The organism is Micromonospora sp. CPCC 205739 (genome assembly GCF_036906795.1).
In the GTDB taxonomy this organism is placed as follows: Bacteria; Actinomycetota; Actinomycetes; order Mycobacteriales; family Micromonosporaceae; genus Micromonospora.
In genome coordinates this window covers 82380-97272 of sequence record NZ_JBAKHS010000008.1, presented here as the reverse complement: position 1 = coordinate 97272, position 14893 = coordinate 82380, and the positions used below count along the sequence as shown (strand labels likewise).

At 74.6% G+C, this 14893-nt stretch carries 18 protein-coding genes; 8 read left to right on the top strand and 10 right to left on the bottom strand.

Annotated features, from left to right (window positions below; all coding sequences use genetic code 11):
- Window positions 1-5 precede the first annotated feature (5 nt).
- On the bottom strand, window positions 6-485 hold the full coding sequence (locus V6U88_RS14380; RefSeq protein WP_334453220.1) for a MarR family winged helix-turn-helix transcriptional regulator: 480 nt from the start codon (window positions 483-485) through the stop codon (window positions 6-8).
- 210 nt (window positions 486-695) lie between these two features.
- Between V6U88_RS14380 and V6U88_RS14375 the strand changes: the two genes are divergently transcribed.
- Window positions 696-1286 carry a DUF1684 domain-containing protein gene (locus V6U88_RS14375; RefSeq protein ID WP_334453218.1) on the top strand — a complete coding sequence of 197 codons (591 nt, stop codon included), beginning with the start codon at window positions 696-698 and terminating at the stop codon, window positions 1284-1286.
- Window positions 1287-1341: 55 nt separating this feature from the next.
- Here the strand turns inward: V6U88_RS14375 and V6U88_RS14370 are convergent, their stop codons facing one another.
- Entirely contained in the window at window positions 1342-1929 is a 588-nt protein-coding gene (locus tag V6U88_RS14370; protein WP_334453216.1) for a general stress protein, read from the bottom strand.
- Window positions 1930-2272: 343 nt separating this feature from the next.
- Between V6U88_RS14370 and V6U88_RS14365 the strand changes: the two genes are divergently transcribed.
- Both V6U88_RS14365 and V6U88_RS14360 read left to right on the top strand, forming a co-directional pair.
- Entirely contained in the window at window positions 2273-3052 is a 780-nt protein-coding gene (locus tag V6U88_RS14365; protein ID WP_334453214.1) for a glucose 1-dehydrogenase, read from the top strand.
- A gap of 182 nt (window positions 3053-3234) precedes the next feature.
- On the top strand, window positions 3235-3735 hold the full coding sequence (locus tag V6U88_RS14360; RefSeq protein WP_334453213.1) for a metallophosphoesterase family protein: 501 nt from the start codon (window positions 3235-3237) through the stop codon (window positions 3733-3735).
- Between the two features lie 3 nt (window positions 3736-3738).
- Here V6U88_RS14360 and V6U88_RS14355 read toward each other — a convergent pair whose 3' ends face one another.
- Window positions 3739-3954, bottom strand: a complete 216-nt coding sequence (locus V6U88_RS14355) for a DUF3072 domain-containing protein (RefSeq protein WP_334453212.1) — start codon at window positions 3952-3954, stop codon at window positions 3739-3741.
- 99 nt (window positions 3955-4053) lie between these two features.
- Between V6U88_RS14355 and V6U88_RS14350 the strand changes: the two genes are divergently transcribed.
- Together V6U88_RS14350 and V6U88_RS14345 are read left to right on the top strand one after the other, a co-directional pair.
- Window positions 4054-5001, top strand: a complete 948-nt coding sequence (locus V6U88_RS14350; protein WP_334453498.1) for an NAD(P)/FAD-dependent oxidoreductase — start codon at window positions 4054-4056, stop codon at window positions 4999-5001.
- Window positions 5002-5100: 99 nt separating this feature from the next.
- The gene (locus V6U88_RS14345) at window positions 5101-6093 is read left to right on the top strand and encodes an anti-sigma factor RsbA family regulatory protein (protein WP_334453211.1); all 993 of its coding nucleotides are present in this window, start codon (window positions 5101-5103) and stop codon (window positions 6091-6093) included.
- Here the strand turns inward: V6U88_RS14345 and V6U88_RS14340 are convergent.
- The 3 genes from V6U88_RS14340 to V6U88_RS14330 all read right to left on the bottom strand — a co-directional run bounded on the left by V6U88_RS14340 (window position 6052) and on the right by V6U88_RS14330 (window position 10289).
- Complete coding sequence (locus V6U88_RS14340) at window positions 6052-7338, bottom strand: cation:proton antiporter (RefSeq protein WP_334453209.1); 1287 nt, start codon at window positions 7336-7338, stop codon at window positions 6052-6054. The genes V6U88_RS14345 and V6U88_RS14340 overlap by 42 nt on opposite strands.
- Before the next feature lie 68 nt (window positions 7339-7406).
- Window positions 7407-8120 (bottom strand): HAD family hydrolase, encoded by a 714-nt coding sequence (locus V6U88_RS14335; protein ID WP_334453206.1) that lies wholly within the window; start codon window positions 8118-8120, stop codon window positions 7407-7409.
- Window positions 8121-8162: 42 nt separating this feature from the next.
- Complete coding sequence (locus V6U88_RS14330; RefSeq protein WP_334453205.1) at window positions 8163-10289, bottom strand: SpoIIE family protein phosphatase; 2127 nt, start codon at window positions 10287-10289, stop codon at window positions 8163-8165.
- A gap of 201 nt (window positions 10290-10490) precedes the next feature.
- Here V6U88_RS14330 and V6U88_RS14325 point away from each other — a divergent pair, with 201 nt between their 5' ends.
- Window positions 10491-11354: a mechanosensitive ion channel family protein gene (locus tag V6U88_RS14325; RefSeq protein WP_334453204.1), complete on the top strand. Its 864-nt coding sequence runs from the start codon at window positions 10491-10493 to the stop codon at window positions 11352-11354.
- A 68-nt stretch (window positions 11355-11422) separates the two neighbouring features.
- Here V6U88_RS14325 and V6U88_RS14320 read toward each other — a convergent pair whose 3' ends face one another.
- Complete coding sequence (locus V6U88_RS14320; protein WP_334453203.1) at window positions 11423-11791, bottom strand: DUF6401 family natural product biosynthesis protein; 369 nt, start codon at window positions 11789-11791, stop codon at window positions 11423-11425.
- A 165-nt stretch (window positions 11792-11956) separates the two neighbouring features.
- Between V6U88_RS14320 and V6U88_RS14315 the strand changes: the two genes are divergently transcribed.
- Complete coding sequence (locus V6U88_RS14315; RefSeq protein WP_334453202.1) at window positions 11957-12406, top strand: hypothetical protein; 450 nt, start codon at window positions 11957-11959, stop codon at window positions 12404-12406.
- Here V6U88_RS14315 and V6U88_RS14310 read toward each other — a convergent pair.
- On the bottom strand, window positions 12403-12615 hold the full coding sequence (locus V6U88_RS14310; protein ID WP_334453199.1) for a hypothetical protein: 213 nt from the start codon (window positions 12613-12615) through the stop codon (window positions 12403-12405). The two genes, V6U88_RS14315 and V6U88_RS14310, sit on opposite strands and share 4 nt — an antisense overlap.
- Before the next feature lie 162 nt (window positions 12616-12777).
- On the opposite strand from V6U88_RS14310, the gene V6U88_RS14305 reads away from it, so the two are divergent.
- Complete coding sequence (locus V6U88_RS14305; protein WP_334453197.1) at window positions 12778-13968, top strand: MFS transporter; 1191 nt, start codon at window positions 12778-12780, stop codon at window positions 13966-13968.
- A 73-nt stretch (window positions 13969-14041) separates the two neighbouring features.
- On the opposite strand, the gene V6U88_RS14300 is transcribed toward V6U88_RS14305, so the two are convergent.
- Together V6U88_RS14300 and V6U88_RS14295 are read right to left on the bottom strand one after the other, a co-directional pair.
- A complete protein-coding gene (locus V6U88_RS14300) occupies window positions 14042-14305 on the bottom strand; it encodes a hypothetical protein (protein WP_334453195.1) in 264 nt (87 codons plus the stop codon).
- Between the two features lie 118 nt (window positions 14306-14423).
- Complete coding sequence (locus V6U88_RS14295; RefSeq protein WP_334453192.1) at window positions 14424-14885, bottom strand: SRPBCC family protein; 462 nt, start codon at window positions 14883-14885, stop codon at window positions 14424-14426.
- Window positions 14886-14893 lie beyond the last annotated feature (8 nt).

Below are 14893 nucleotides of genomic sequence, written 5' to 3'. Positions count from 1 at the left end.
ACTCCTTAGTCGCTCAGGGTGGACGACGCGTCGCGGTCGGCGCGCAGGCGCCGGCCGAGTCGTTCGAAGACCCGGGTCAGGGTGGCCACCTCGACGTCGTCGAGGTCGTCCATCAGGTGCCGGCGGACCGAGGCCAGGTGCCCCGGCGCGGCCTCGCGCAGGGCGAGCAGCCCGGCGGCGGTCAGCACCGCCTCGCTGCCCCGGCCGTCCTGCGGGCAGGACTGCCGGGCGACCAGGCCGCGCCGCTGCATGGAGGTGATCTGGTAGGTCAGCCGGCTGGGGGAGAAGACCAGGCGGTTGGCCAGCTCGCCCATCCGCAGCCGCTGCCCCGGCACCTCGGCGAGCAGGACCAGCACGTGGTAGTCGGCGAAGCTCAGGCCGTGGTCGGCGCGCAGCTCCTCCTCCAACTGGGTGAACAGCCGCTGGCTGGCCTCGATGTACGCGCGCCAGCCGGCCATCCGCTCACGGTCCAGGCTCTCGGTCACGCCAAGAGAGTAGCACTATTTAAAATTTCAACAAACTGCCCCGAGATCGGGCCGTCAGCCCGGAACTACGCGGGCACCCAGCGCTCGTGCCGATTTGAAACAGTGCGCGTCGAGGGCATCCCTCACGGACCGGTACGGCGACCGCCGGCCGCCACGTCGAGGACCGGCCGGCCACCGACGCCGAACCCTTGGCCCGGCTAGGCTCGGCGGGTGGACGACCTGGAACTGCTCGACTGGCGGGAGCGGGTGGCTCGCCTCTACCTCTCCGACCTCGACCTGACCGGATTCCGGGCGGCCCGGGACGAACTGTTCGCCGGGCATCCGGCCAGTCCGGTGCCCGACGCCGACCGGGCCGCCTTCACCGGGCTGGGCTGGTTCCCGCCGAATCCGGACGCCGTGATCGAGGCGCCGCTGCGCCCCGCCTCCGGCACCGAGCGCATCGACACCGGCGGCCCGGACGGCGTGGTGGCGTACCGGCGGGTGGCCGTGGCGCAGACGCCCTGGGGCGAGCTGACCCTCTGGTGGATCGAGGCGTACGGGGGCGGGCTCTTCGTGCCGCTGCGCGACGGCACCAGCGGCCGGGAGAGCTACGGCGGCGGGCGGTACCTGACCGACACCGTCAAGGGCACGTACGGCCGGGGACTCACCGTGCTCCCCGGCGGGCGGGTCCGCCTGGACGCCAACTACCTCTACAACCCCAGCTGCGCCTACGACGACCGGTGGGCCTGCCCGCTCGCCCCGCCGGAGAACCGGGTCGACGTGCCGATCCGGGCGGGCGAGCTGGCGTACCGGCGACCCTGACCCGGCACCGCGACGGCCCCGGCGCGCGGTGCGCCGGGGCGTCGGGGAGACCGGTTCAGCGGGCGGTCGCGCCGGTCGGGGTGAGGTGCATCCGGCCCAGCAGCTGGCGCGCCTGTTCGGCGACGTCCGCCTCCACGGTCACCGCGTACTGGCCGGCGCGCAGCGAACTGGCCGAGGTGAAGTCGCGCTGGCCGCCGGACATGGCGTGCGCGACCGCGCCGAACACGGCACCCCAGATCGCGCCGATCACCAGCCCGACCAGGATCACCGCCAGCCAGTTGCCGACCGTGAAGATGCCGAACAGCAGGCCGATGAAGAGCCCGAACCAGGCTCCCGTGCCCGCGCCGAGCAACGCCGCCCGTCCGGTCGTCAGCCGGCCCAGCACCGTCTCCACCAGCGTCAGGTTCGTCCCCACGATCGCGGTGCGCTCCACCGGGAACCGGTTGTCGGCCAGATAGTCCACCACCCGCTGCGCCGACGGGTAGTCCGGGTACGACCCGATCGTCACGGTGGGCGGCCCGGTCTGCGGGCCGTGCCCGTCGCCGCTCGGCGCCGTCGGGCGGCCGGCCGGGCCGGACGGGAGGTTCTCGCCGCCCGCCGTCCCGGGACGCCAGGCCGCGCTCGGGTTCGAGGGTCTGGTCATCGCTGCCTCCTTCGTCGGCCACCCGTCTTCCCGAGGGTCCCCACCGGTAACGCCCAACCGCCGCCCGCGTCGAGGAATGCTGCTTCCCGGCCCCGGGTAGGCACCGGCGTGCAGCGCGGACGACGCGGTGACCACGGTGTGCCGGCCGACGGCCGCACCGCCGCACCGGTGGACCGGGCCGGCTCGGCCGGCCGGTGGTGCCCCGCCCGGTTCCACGGGCCGTCGGTGCGCGGGCGGCTGCTCGACGACCGTGACACCGCCGCAGACGAGCGGCCCGACGGGGCCACGCAAGGTGACCGACAGCCCGTGCCGGCCGGTGCGGGACCACGGAGGGAGCAGGCTGATGGCGGGACGTCTCGAGGGGATGACGGCGCTGATCACGGGTTCGGACTCGGGGATCGGGCAGGCCACCGCGATCGAGTTCGGCCGGGAGGGCGCCGACGTGGTGGTGCACTACCTGCACGACCACGCCGGGGCCGACCACACCAGGGCGCAGGTGGAGAAGGCGGGCCGGCGGGCGGTGGTGGTGCAGGGCGACATCAGCGTGGAGCACCAGGTGGAGGCGATGTTCGACGAGGCGCTGACGGCGTTCGGCAGGTTGGACATCCTGATGAACAACGCCGGGGTGGACGCCTCGGGCATCCCGGTCGCGGATCTGGACACCGAGACGTGGGACCGGGCGATCCGGACGAACGTCTACGGGACGTTCTTCTGCTCCCGGCGGTTCGTGCAGCACCGTCGTGACGAGGGCGGGCGCGGGCGGATCATCAACATCACCTCGATCCACCAGGAGGTGGCCCGGGCCGGCGGGGCGGACTACGACACCAGCAAGGGCGCGATGCTGGAGTTCGCCAAGAGCCTCGCCCTGGAGGTCGCCCCGATGCACATGAACGTCAACAACATCGGGCCCGGGATGGTGCTGACCCCGTTCAACCAGCGGGCCATCGACGACCCGCAGTACCTGGAGGAACAGGTGCAGTCGATTCCGTGGAAGCGGGCCGCGCAGCCCGAGGAGATCGCGAAGCTGGCGGTCTTCCTGGCCAGCGACGACGCCGACTACGTCACCGGCTCGACCTACTTCATGGACGGCGGGCTCATGCAGAACCAGGGCCAGGGCGCCTGATCGCGCCCCGCGCCGGTCAGCCGGCGGCGCGACGCAGCCGCGCGGCGGTGGCGTCGCCCGCCGGGTCGACCGAGGCTCCTCGACGGTCGGTGTCCAGCGGGGTGCCGAAGGTGGACATCCCGGCTCGGCGTGGACCGGCCGGACGCGTGGTGCGGAGCCGACGGCGGGCGGACAATGGCCGGATGCGCCTGGTCATCCTCGCCGACACCCACGTACCGAAGCGGGCGCGCGACCTGCCCGCGCCCGTCTGGGCGGCGGTCGAGGCCGCCGACATGGTGGTGCACGCCGGAGACTGGGTCGACGTGGCGCTGCTGGACGCGCTCACCGCCCGGGCCCGCCGGCTGGTCGGTGTGTACGGCAACAACGACGGCCCGGAGCTGCGGGCCCGGCTGCCCGAGGTGGCCCGGGTCGAGCTCGACGGCCTGCGGGTGGCGGTGGTGCACGAGACCGGCCCGAAGACCCGGCGGGAGGAGCGCTGCGCGGCCCGATTCCCCGACCGCGACCTGCTGATCTTCGGCCACTCGCACATCCCGTGGGACAGCGTCGCCCCGGGCGGGCTGCGGCTGCTCAACCCCGGCTCACCCACCGACCGGCGGTCCCAGCCGTACGCCACCTACCTGACCGCCCGGGTGGCGGCGGGGCGGCTCGACGAGGTCGAGCTGCACCGCCTGCCCCCGCGCTGAGGGTCACCGGCCCCGGCCGGTCTCCTCCTGCAACTCGTCGATCCGCCGCGACGCCTCGGCCTTGGTCAGGTCGTCCGGCACCTCCTCGCCGGCCTCCCGGGCCAGCGTGTGCAGGTACGACTCCTGGGCGGCGGTCGGCGGCTCCTCGCCGGTCACCCAGTCCTCCGGGTCCTTGATCGCGCCCCGTGGGTCGGGCTGCTGCCTGTTGCGGTCGGCCATGATGTCCCCTTTCTTCGAACAGGTGTACCCCTACCCAGGCTCCCGGTCCTTCATGCCGCCCCCCGCCACGGCACATACGATCATCCGGTGGACTCGGGCGTGATCGTGGTGGGAGCCGGCATCGCCGGCGTGGCGTGCGCGGGGGAGCTGGTCCGGGCGGGCGTCGCCGTGCAGATCCGGGAACGCGGCCGGGTGGCGGGCGGGCGGATGGCCAGCCGGCGCTTCGACGGCCGCCCCGCCGACACCGGCGCCGCGTACTTCACCGTCGACGACCCCGACTTCACCGAGGTGGTGCACCGGTGGCGGGCCGCCGGGCTGGCCCGGGAGTGGACCGACACCTTCGTGGCGTACGGCCCGGACGGCCGGCGCGAGGTGACCGGCCCGATGCGCTGGTCCGCCCCGCGCGGCCTGCGCTCGCTGGTCGAGGAGCTGGCCCGGGACCTGCCGGTGACCGTGGACCGGCCGGTCATGACGGTGCAGCCGGGCCCGACGGTGGACGGAGCCGGGTGCGCCGCGGTGGCGCTGTGCATGCCCGGCCCCCAGGCGGCGCTGCTGCTCGACCCGGCGCTGGCCCACGCCGGCCGCGCCGCACTGGACCAGCGCTGGGCGCCGACGCTGAGCGCGGTGCTGCGCTTTCCGAGCCGCCGCTGGCCGGACTTCCGCGGCGCCTTCGTCAACGACCACCCGCTGCTCGCGTTGGTCTGCGACGACGGCGACCGGCGCGGCGACGCCGCCCCGGTCCTCGTCGCGCACACCACGCCGGAGTTCGCCGCCGGTCACCTGGCGCAGCCGAACGCCGCCGGGCCGGCCGTCGAGGAGGCGGTCCGGGACCTGCTCGGGCTGCCCGAGCCGGCCGAGCTGGTGCACGTGCACCGCTGGACGTACGCCCGTCCGACCTCCGCCGGGGACGGGACGTACCACCTCGACGACGACGGCGTCGGGCTGGCCGGGGACGCGTTCGGCCGGCCCCGGGTGCAGAGCGCCTGGCGCTCCGGGCGGGACCTGGGGCGCGCCCTGGCCGAGCGGGTGCTCGCCGTTCGTGGTTGACCGGTACCGGTGCGCGCACCGGCTCCCGGCGGTGGGCGTATCGTCCGTGCGGGGAGGTGTGCGCGACGTGGACGGGGATTCCGGACGGCGGGGGGCGGCGTGACCGGCCACGGCCTGCGCCATGACGCGCTGCTCTACGCCGACGACCACGACTACCTCGACGCGATCCGCGCCTTCGTTGCCGCCGGCCGGGCCGCCGACGAGCCGGTCCTGGTCGCCGTGCCCGCCCACCGCCTCACCCAGGTCGGGGCCGTCCTCGGCGCGCCCGCCGGGGTGACCCTCGCCGACATGAGCGCGATCGGGCGCAACCCGGCGGCGATCATCCCCACCGCCCTGCGCGAGTTCGTGCACCGGTTCCCCGGCCGTCGGCTGCGGATCGTGGGGGAGTCGCTCTGGCCGGGCCGGCGGCCGGCGGCGTACCGGCACTGCGTCGAGCACGAGGCGATGATCAACCTGGCGCTCGGGGCGTACCCGCTGAGCGCGCTCTGCCTCTTCGACCGGTCCCGGCTGCCCGCCGACGCCCTCGCCGACGTGGGCCGGACCCATCCCGTCGTGCGGCTCGGGGCGGTGACCCGGCCCAGCGCCGGCTACCAGCACCCGGACAAGGTGCTGGCCGGCTGCGCCCAGGCGCTGCCCCCGCCCCCGGCCGACGCGGCGACGCGCCGGGTGGAGGCCGCCGACCTGGCCGCGCTGCGGGCCGCCGTGGCCGCCACCGCCGTGGCCGCCGGACTGCCCTCCGACCGCGTCGACGACCTCCGGATCGCGGTCACCGAGCTGGCCGCCAACGTGATCACCCATGCCGGTGGGCCCGCGACGGTGCGCTGGTGGGTGGCGGCGCCGGACGAGCTGGTCTGCGAGGTCAGCGGCGACGGGGTGATCGCCGACCCGCTCGCCGGCCGGCTCCCGGCCCCGACATCGGCCGAGCGGGGCCGCGGACTGCTGCTGGTGCAGCAGCTCTGCGACCTGGTCGACATCCGGGTGGTGGACGGGGGCAGCACCGTCCGGGTGCAGATGGACCTGCCGGTGCCGGCCGTGCTGCCCGCCCCGCGCTCAGCCCCGGACGCCGTCGAGCGCGGGCTCGCTCCGCTCTGACGGCTGCTCGGTGCGCTCGCCCGCCCGGTCCAGCAGCTGCATGACCGGGGTGGCGGCGATGCCGTGCACCACCACCGAGACGACCACCACCAACCCGACGGTCGCCCAGATCAGTTCGGCCTGGGGGAAGTCGGTCTTGGTGGTGGCGTACGCCACGTAGTAGAACGAGCCGACACCGCGGATGCCGAAGAACGAGATCACCCAGTGCTCGGCCGGGCGCCCCGGCGCGCCCCGCAGCGACAGCCAGCCGACCAGCGGCCGGACCACGAAGACCAGGGCCAGCCCGACCGCCGCCGCCGGCCAGGTCAGCGGGCCCAGCAGGCCGCCGATCACCGCGCCGCCGAAGAGCAGCAGCAGCATGACCGTCAGCAGCCGCTCGATCTGCTCGGCGAAGTCGTGCAGCACCGAGTGGAACTCGTGGGTGCGTTCGGCCGCCCGGATCGCCCGCGCGGCGACGAAGACGGCCAGGAAGCCGTACCCGCCGACCACCTCCACCAGCCCGTACGCCAGGAAGGTGGCGGCCAGGGCGAGGAAGCCCTCGGCGTGCCGGGCCAGCCGCAGCTCGCTGGGGGCGCGGAAGAACAGCTTGCCCAGCAGCCAGCCGACGAGCAGCCCGCCGCCGACCCCGACGGCGAGCTTGTAGAGCACGTCGACGGTGAACCACTCGCCGAACCACTGGGCCGGGGCGAGGCTGGTGGTGGCGATGGCGATGGCCGCGTACACGAAGGGGAAGGCCAGCCCGTCGTTCAGGCCGGCCTCGGAGGTGAGGGCGAAGCGGACCTCGTCCTCGGAGTCCTCCACGTCGGTGGGCTCGCCCACCTGCACGTCGGCGGCGAGCACCGGGTCGGTCGGGGCCAGCGCCGCCCCGAGCAGCAGCGCCGCGGCCGGCACCAGGCCGGCCCACCACCAGCCCAGCAGCGCCACCGCCGCGATGCACACCGGCATCGCGATCGCCAGCAGCCGCCAGGTGGACGACCACCGCCGCCAGCTCAACGGCCGGTCGATCTTGAGGCCGGCGCCCATCAGGGCGACGATCACCCCGATCTCGGTGAGGTGGGTGGTCAGGTCGGGGTGGGCCAGCGGGTCCGGCGACGGCAGCCCGGTGGGCAGCAGGAAGACCAGCATGCCCAGGCCGAGGAACGCGATCGGCATGGACAGCGGGCGGCGCTCCAGCAGCCTGGGCAGGACCCCGGCCAGCAGGGCGCCCACGCCCACCAGCGCGAACGCGACATCGACCGGTTCCACGGCACCACCTCTCCCATCTCGCCCGCGCCCACGTGCGAGGTGGGGACTGTGCCCCGTCGGCCGAGGGGTTAAGCCTCGGTGTCCGCCTTGTCCCGCGGTGACGTACGCCTCGGCGTGACGAGGGGGGAGTCGGCCAGTGCGGCCAGCAGCGCCGTCGGGTCGTCGTACACGGCGACCGCGCCCGCCCCGGCCAGCTCGCCCCGGCTGGTGCCGCCGCAGGTCAGCCCGATGCAGGGGATGTCGAGCTTGCCGGCCGCGGCGACGTCCCAGACCGAGTCGCCGACGAAGACCACCCGTCGGGCGTCCAGGCCGGACTGCTCCAGGGCGGCGACCAGGATGTCCGGGGCCGGCTTGCTCTGTTTCGCGTCGGCCGAGGAGGTGACGGTGTCGACCACGTCGTCGGCGTCCAGCGCCGCGCGCAGCGCCGCGACCTCGTGCTCGGCGGCGGAGGTGGCGAGCACCACCCGCAGGCCCCGGGCGGCGCAGGCGCGCAGCAGCTCCGCCGCGCCGGGCAGCGGGACGAGCCGCTCCCAGTACTCGGCGAAGAGGCTGTCGTGGGCGTCGCGCAGCTTGCCGTCGGCGTCCCGGTCGCGTTCGGGGCCGAGCAGGTGGTCCAGGAGCTTGTCCGAACCCATCCCGATGGACCGGTGGATCTCCGCCATCGGCACCCGGTGGTCGGCCTGCCGCAGCGCCTCCCACCAGCTCACCGTGTGCAGGTAGGTGGTGTCGACCAGGGTGCCGTCGACGTCGAAGAGGACGCCGGAGGGAGTCTCTGCGCTCATGGGCGTCCTCCTACCCCGCTCGGGCGCCGCTGACGCCCGTGCTCATCCCGACGGGATGAGGATCTCGAACCAGACCGTGGAACCACGGACCGTGGGATCGGTGCCCCAGGCGTCGGAGAGCTGCTCGATCAGCCCGAGACCCCGGCCCCGGCTGCTCAACGTGTCGGTCTGCGCCCGGGTCACGGTGCCCCGGGTGCCGGAGTCGGCGACCGACACCAGCAGGCGCTCCGGGCTCAGGTCGATCTCCACCCGGGCGGCCGTGCCGGCGTGCAGCAGCGCGTTGGTGGTCAGCTCGCTGGTGCACAGCACCGCCGCGCCGACCACCGCCTCCGGTACCCGCCAGTCGGTCAGCTGCGCGGTCATCCAGTGCCGCACCCGGCTCGGCGCGGTCGGCTCGGCCGGCATCTCCATGCTCGCCGAGCGGCTCGGCTTCAGCGCGTGCTCCACCGCCAGCACCGCCACGTCGTCCTCCGTCGCCCCGTGCACCGCGCCGGTGGCCACCGCGCAGACCGCCCGCGGGTCCCCGCTGGCCGCGTCGGCCACCGCCGCGGCCAGCCGGTCCAGGCCCGCGGTGAGGCTCTGCCGACGCCGCTCGACCACCCCGTCGCTGTACAGCAGCAGGGTGTCCCCGGGCTGGAACGGCACGGTCGCGGTACGCGGCCGGCACCCCAGCCCCAGCGGGGCGCCTGTCGGCAGCTCGACGAAGGTGGTCGTCACCGAGCCGTCGGGGTGGCAGCGGCGGACCAGCGGCGGCGGATGCCCGGCGCTGGCCAGCGTGATCTCGCCCCGGTCGGCGTTCACCACGCCGAAGACCACCGTGACGAAGAGCTCCTGGGTGCCGGTCTCGGTGCCGAGGCTGGCCACCAGCCGGTCCAGCCCGGCCAGGACGGCGTCCGGGCGAGGGTCGGACAGCGCGAGCGCGCGCAGCGCCGCCCGTACCTGCCCCATCCGGGCCGCCGCCTGCACGTCGTGGCCGGCGACGTCGCCGAGGACCACGCCCAGGTCGCCGGTGGGCAGCAGGAAGGCGTCGTAGAAGTCGCCGCCGGCGGCGTTGCCGTCGACGCCGGGGTCGTACCGGGCGGCGATGCGCAGCCGGGGCAGCGCCGGCAGCCGCTCCGGCAGCATGCTGCGTTGCAGCAGCTGGGCGGTGCCGTGCTGGGTCTCGAACCGGCGGGCCCGCTCGGCCGCCTGACCGACCAGCTCCGCCGAGGCGGCCAGCAGCGCCCGCTCCGCGGCGGACCAGCCGTGCGGGCGCTGGTAGCCGACCGCGAGCCCGCCCCGGATCACCGAGGAGCGCAGCGGCAGCGCGGCCAGCGCGCGGATCTTCTGGTCGTGCCGGTCCACCGCGCTCGCCCGCAGCGGTTGGCCGTCGCCGACGAAGTACGGCACCCCGCTGCGGGCGGTCACCACGACGGGATCGGGGGAGTCGGCGGGAACGGGTCGCCACAGCGGGGGCAGCCGCTCGTCGGCCTCGTCGAGCAGTTCGCCGCGGATGCGCCGGACGATCCGCCAGCCCGGGCCGTCGTCGACCGCGAAGGTCACCCGGTCGGCGTCGAAGGAGCCCAGCGCGTAGCGCAGGGTCACCCGGGCCACGTCGTCGAGGGTGAGCGTGCCGGAGAGGGCGGCGGCGAAGTCGCTGAGGCTCTGCAACTGCTGGGTGAGCTGCGTGGTCTGGGCGGCGACGGTGAGCACGCCGACGATCCGGCCGGTGCTGTCGCGCACGGGCGAGTTGCCGCGGGTGAAGACCGCGTGGTCGCCGGTGGTCGCCAGGTGCTGGTCGGCCGGGAGCACCGACTCCCGCTGGAGGAACGACTCACCGCGCCGGTACGCCCGCTCGATCACGTCACCGACCCCCGGCAGGTGCCACAGGTCCGCGAACACCTCGGGGGCGGGCCGGCCGAGGGCCGCCGGGTGCCGGTCGCCAATCAGTTCGGCGTAGCCCTGGTTGTAGAGCAGGACGAACCCGTCGCCGTAGTAGAGCGCCATCGGCACCGGCGAGGCGAGGATGACGTCCACGAGCGCGCGCACCGCCGGGTCCCACTGCTGGGGCGGCCCGAGCGGGGTGTTCGCCCAGGGGTGGGCGAGCACGGCCGCCGCCACCTGCGCGACCGGGGCCGGTCCGGGGGCGGCGGGCGGTGGCGTGGGGACTCGCCCGACCGTGCCTGGCATGTCACGCAGCCTAGCCGGAGCGTTGCGCCGGAGTTCCGATCATGCCCCCCGGCCGCCCCGCAGGGTCCGTCGCCGGTGGTGTTAGGGCAGCTCGCGAGCCCTTTCGGCGGACATGTCGGGAAATTGATCCCGGGTGTCGCGGCGTGCTGCGGAGGCGACCGGGTATCCGCCCGGCGCAGTCCATGCGACAGGAGGGACATCATGCCGGAAACCCTTGCGGTCAGGCAGGCCGACATCGGCGACGCTCTGGGCGACATGTGGAGGTCGGTGCTGCTCTTCATCCCGAGGGCGATCGCGTTCATCGCGATCCTCGTGGTGGGCTGGATCATCGCCCGAGCGGTACTCAAAATCGTGGACACCGTACTGGAACGGGTGGGGTTCGACCGCGCGGTCGAACGGGGCGGCATCAAACGCGCACTTGAACGCACCAAGTACGACGCCAGTGACATCCTGGCGAAGCTCGCGTACTACGCGGTCCTGCTGTTCACCCTGCAGTTCGCCTTCGGGGTATGGGGACCGAACGCGATCAGCGACCTGATCCGGGGCGTGGTGGCGTGGCTGCCGCGCGCGTTCGTGGCGATCGTCATCGTGGTCGTGGCGGCCGCGATCGCCAACGCGGTCCGGGACCTGGTCACCGGGGCGCTGGGGGGCCTGTCGTACGGCAGGATCCTGGGCGACCTGACCGCGATCTTCATCCTGGCGCTGGGCGTCATCGCCGCGCTGAACCAGGTGGGCATCGCCACCACGGTGACCACGCCGGTGCTGATCACGGTGCTCGCCACCGTCGCCGGCATCATCGTGGTCGGGGTCGGCGGTGGTCTGGTGAAGCCGATGCAGAGCCGCTGGGACCGCTGGTTGGACCGGGCGGCCGAGGAGTCGCGGGCCATCCAGGAGCACCGTCAGGCGCAGGCGGCCGGGCGGGGCGACATGAACCGGCAGATGGCGGACCGGGGCGGCCAGGCCGCGCCGCGGCCCCAGGAGGGGGTCCACCCGATGGCCGGGAGCCGGGGGCAGGGCGGCAACGTGGGCGAGGAGACCCAGCAGTTCCGTCGTCCGGGGACCTGAGTCGGCGGCGTACCGGTGGAGGGGGTCCGTGCGTGGCGCGGACGCCCCTCCGTCGTGTCCGGAGCGGGTCAGGCAGCTTCGAGGTGCCGCGGGTCGAGCGTGCGGGCCAGCGCGCAGATCGCCAGCAGGCGGATGCTGAGCCAGTCCGGCTCGCTCCAGTCGACCGCGCCGGTGGGCGGGACCAGACCGTGCTCCAGCGCCGCGGCCCGCAGGCCGTCGGCGTACCCGACCAGGGCCGCCGGGGTCAGCGGGTGCCGGTCGCCGTCGAGGCTGTCCCGGACCGCCGCCGCGTGCTGGTCGACCGCCGCGAGCAGGCCGGGGTTGGCGGCGGCCGCGGCCAGGCCGGAGGCGCCGACCGAGGTGCTGAGCAGGGCGAGGGCGGACCGTGCCGCGCTCGCGGCGGTCCGGGTCGCTACCTGGGGGTACGGCACACGCATGGTGACCGAGGTTAGCCACCCGGCGGCCCCGGCGGCCTCGGCCGCTCGGCCGGTTCCGGGTCCTCCTCCGGTCGGCGGCCCTCCTCCGCGGGGATTGACCCGGCGGAGCGTGGGCAGAAGGAGAACCGGGCGCGAACGGGCGCTGCCGGCACGATGGAGGCACGGATGGGACAGCACGCGGACGGCCCGGACCGGCAGCACCGCCGGCCGGACGGGGTGACCGACGACACGGTGGCCGCGCTGGGCAAGCTCAGCGAGGCGCTGGAGACGGTGGAGCGGGCGCGCGGGCACCTCTACTCGCTGCACCAGTTGATCGGCCACGCCGACCTGATGCTCGACGACGCGGTCGCGCAGTTCCGGGCGGCCGGCCACGACGACATCGCGGAGCGGGTCCGCACCGAGCTGCTCGGCCGCAACGTGATCGCCGGGCGCTGGACGTTCCAGATCGTCGAGGACTTCGACGACAACTACTACGCGATCTTCCGCAAGCTGGACCGCGCCGCCCGGGATCAGCTGGTGGACGGCCGTCGCCACCTCTACGAGGCGGAGATGAAGGAGCGGCGCCGCACCCCGGGCCACCCCGGGCACGAGGCGCGCCCGGACAGCGACGGCTAGTCGGCCGTCGGCGCGTCGGCCGGACGGCGACGGGCCGTGTCGTCGGCGATGATGACGGTGGCCACCATGAGCGCGACGCAGAGGCTGAACAGCCAGGAGTCGTCGGCGACCAGCTTGGCCGAGACCGGGGCCTGGAGCGCGGCGAGCAGGAAGCCGAGCCAGGCGAGACGCCGCTGACGTGGGGTGAGGAAGCCGGAGCCCTGTTGCATCCCGAAAGTCTGACGCGAGGCCCCCGGATTGCCGTCACCCGATCGGCCGATTCTGGATGGCCTGTCCGCATTTCTGCCCGTCCGGGCGTTGCTTTTTACCGGTTCGGAGGAAGTCACCGCCGCGTCGTAGTGTTCTCGGTGGATCCGGCATGATGTGCGCCCGTGTCCGCCACCCCGCCCCGCGCCGCCCTGCTCCTGCTCGCCTACCTCGCCTTCGTCAGCCTCGGCCTGCCCGACGGGCTGATCGGGGTCGGCTGGCCGTCGATCCGGACGGACCTCGGCGTACCCACGGAGGCGGTCGGCCTGGTGCTCGCCGCGGGCACCGTCGGCTATCTCGCCTCCAGCCTGCTCGCCGGCTTCACCCTCGCCCGACTCGGCGTCGGCTGGCTGCTGGCCGGCAGCACCGCGCTGGCCGGCCTGGCGCTCACCGGGTACGCCGCCACCCCGTACCTGGCCCTGATGATCGGTTGCGCGATGGTCCTCGGAGTCGGCTCGGGCGCCATCGACTCCGGGCTGAACGCGTACGCGGCCGGGGCGTTCGGGCCGCGGCACATGACCTGGCTGCACGCCTTCTTCGGCCTCGGCGTGGCGATCGGCCCGCTGATCATGACCGCCGTGCTCGGCACCGGGCTGAGCTGGCGCTGGGGCTACGGGCTCGTCGCCGTGGCGCAGGTCGCCCTGGCCGTCGCCTTCGCGCTGACCGTACGGGCGTGGCGGAACCGGCCGGCGTACGCCGCCGGGCCCGTCGCGGTCGCCGCCGGGCCGGTGCCGGTACGCGAGACGCTGCGGCTGCCCGCGGTGTGGCTGGGCGCGCTCGCCTTCGGGGTCTACGTGGCGATCGAGATCACCGCCGGGCTCTGGGCGTTCCTGCTGCTCACCGAGGGGCGTGGGCTGGCGGCGGGCACCGCGGGCCTGGTTGTCTCCGGGTACTGGGGGAGTCTCTTCGTGGGGCGGGTGGTGCAGGGCGTGGTCGCCGAGCGGCTGGGCGCCGGCCGGATCCTGTGGGGGAGCCTGCTCGGCATGGCCGCCGGCGCCCTGCTCATCGCGCTGCCCGGCCCGGCCTGGGTGACCGTGGCCGGTCTGTTCCTGGTGGGCTTCGCCGCCGCGCCGGTGTTCCCGCTGCTCACCCTCACCACCGCAGAGCGGGTCGGCGCGGCGCACGCGGACCGCGCGATCGGCGTCCAGATCGCCGCCGCCGCCGGGCTCGGCGGGGCGCTGATCCCCGGCGGGCTCGGGGTGTTGTTCGGCCACACCTCGGTGGCGCTGCTGGGGCCGGCGCTGACCGTCCTGGCGGTGCTGCTGTTGTTCCTGTACGCCCTCGCCAGGCGCGGGCCGGTGGCCGGCCCGCGGTGAGCCGCCCCCGCCGCTCGGCGGGCGGGGCCGGACGGGCCCGCCCCGGGCGCACCCGCCCGGGGCGTTGCGCGGCTCAGAGGGTGTCGGGGCCGGTCCGGCCGGTGGTGGAGGGCCGGTACGCGCGCTCCGAGTCGGTCATCTCCCGCCGCTCGGCCTCCGGCCCGGCGCCCCGGTCGACCGCCTCGGGGCCGTGCCCGAAGGCGGCCTCCTCGCCGGCGTCGTGGCCGGTCACGTCGTCGGCCTGTCCGTCGATGGTCGACCGGGCGATCGCCCGGTCCAGTGCCTCCAGCGGGGTCTTCTGCTCGTCCCGCCACACCCTGTCGTCGTTCTCCGTCATCCCCCTGCCGTACCCGGCGCGGATGATCGCAAACGGCCGGCGAGGCCGGGGCCCGGACGCGGCGATGGCCGCCGGATCACCGGCGGCCATCAGAATGCGTGAGTTGCGGGGGGACGGGTCACGGCTGCGGGCGGTCCACCTTGCCCCGCCAGGCGCCGGTCTCCTGACCGCGGCGCTCGATGAACTGCTTGAAGCGCTCCAGGTCACCCTTGGCGCGCCGGTCGACCACGCCCAGCTTGTCGCCGGCCTTCTCGACCACGCCGTGCGGCTCGAAGTCCATCTGCAGGGTGACCCGGGTCTTGCCCGCGTCGAGCCGGTGGAAGGTGACCACACCGGCCTGCTGGGTACCGCCGGTCGACTTCCACGCCACCCGCTCGTCGGGGAGCTGCTCGGTGATCTCGGCGTCGAACTCACGCTTGACCCCGGCGATCTCGACGGTCCAGTGGGTCATCGTGTCCGACAGCTGCCGGACCTCCTGCACCCCCTCCATGAAGTGGGGGAACTCCTCGAACTGGGTCCACTGGTCGTACGCGGTGCGGATCGGGACGGAGACGTCCACGTGCTCGGTAACGCCGCTCATGACGATTC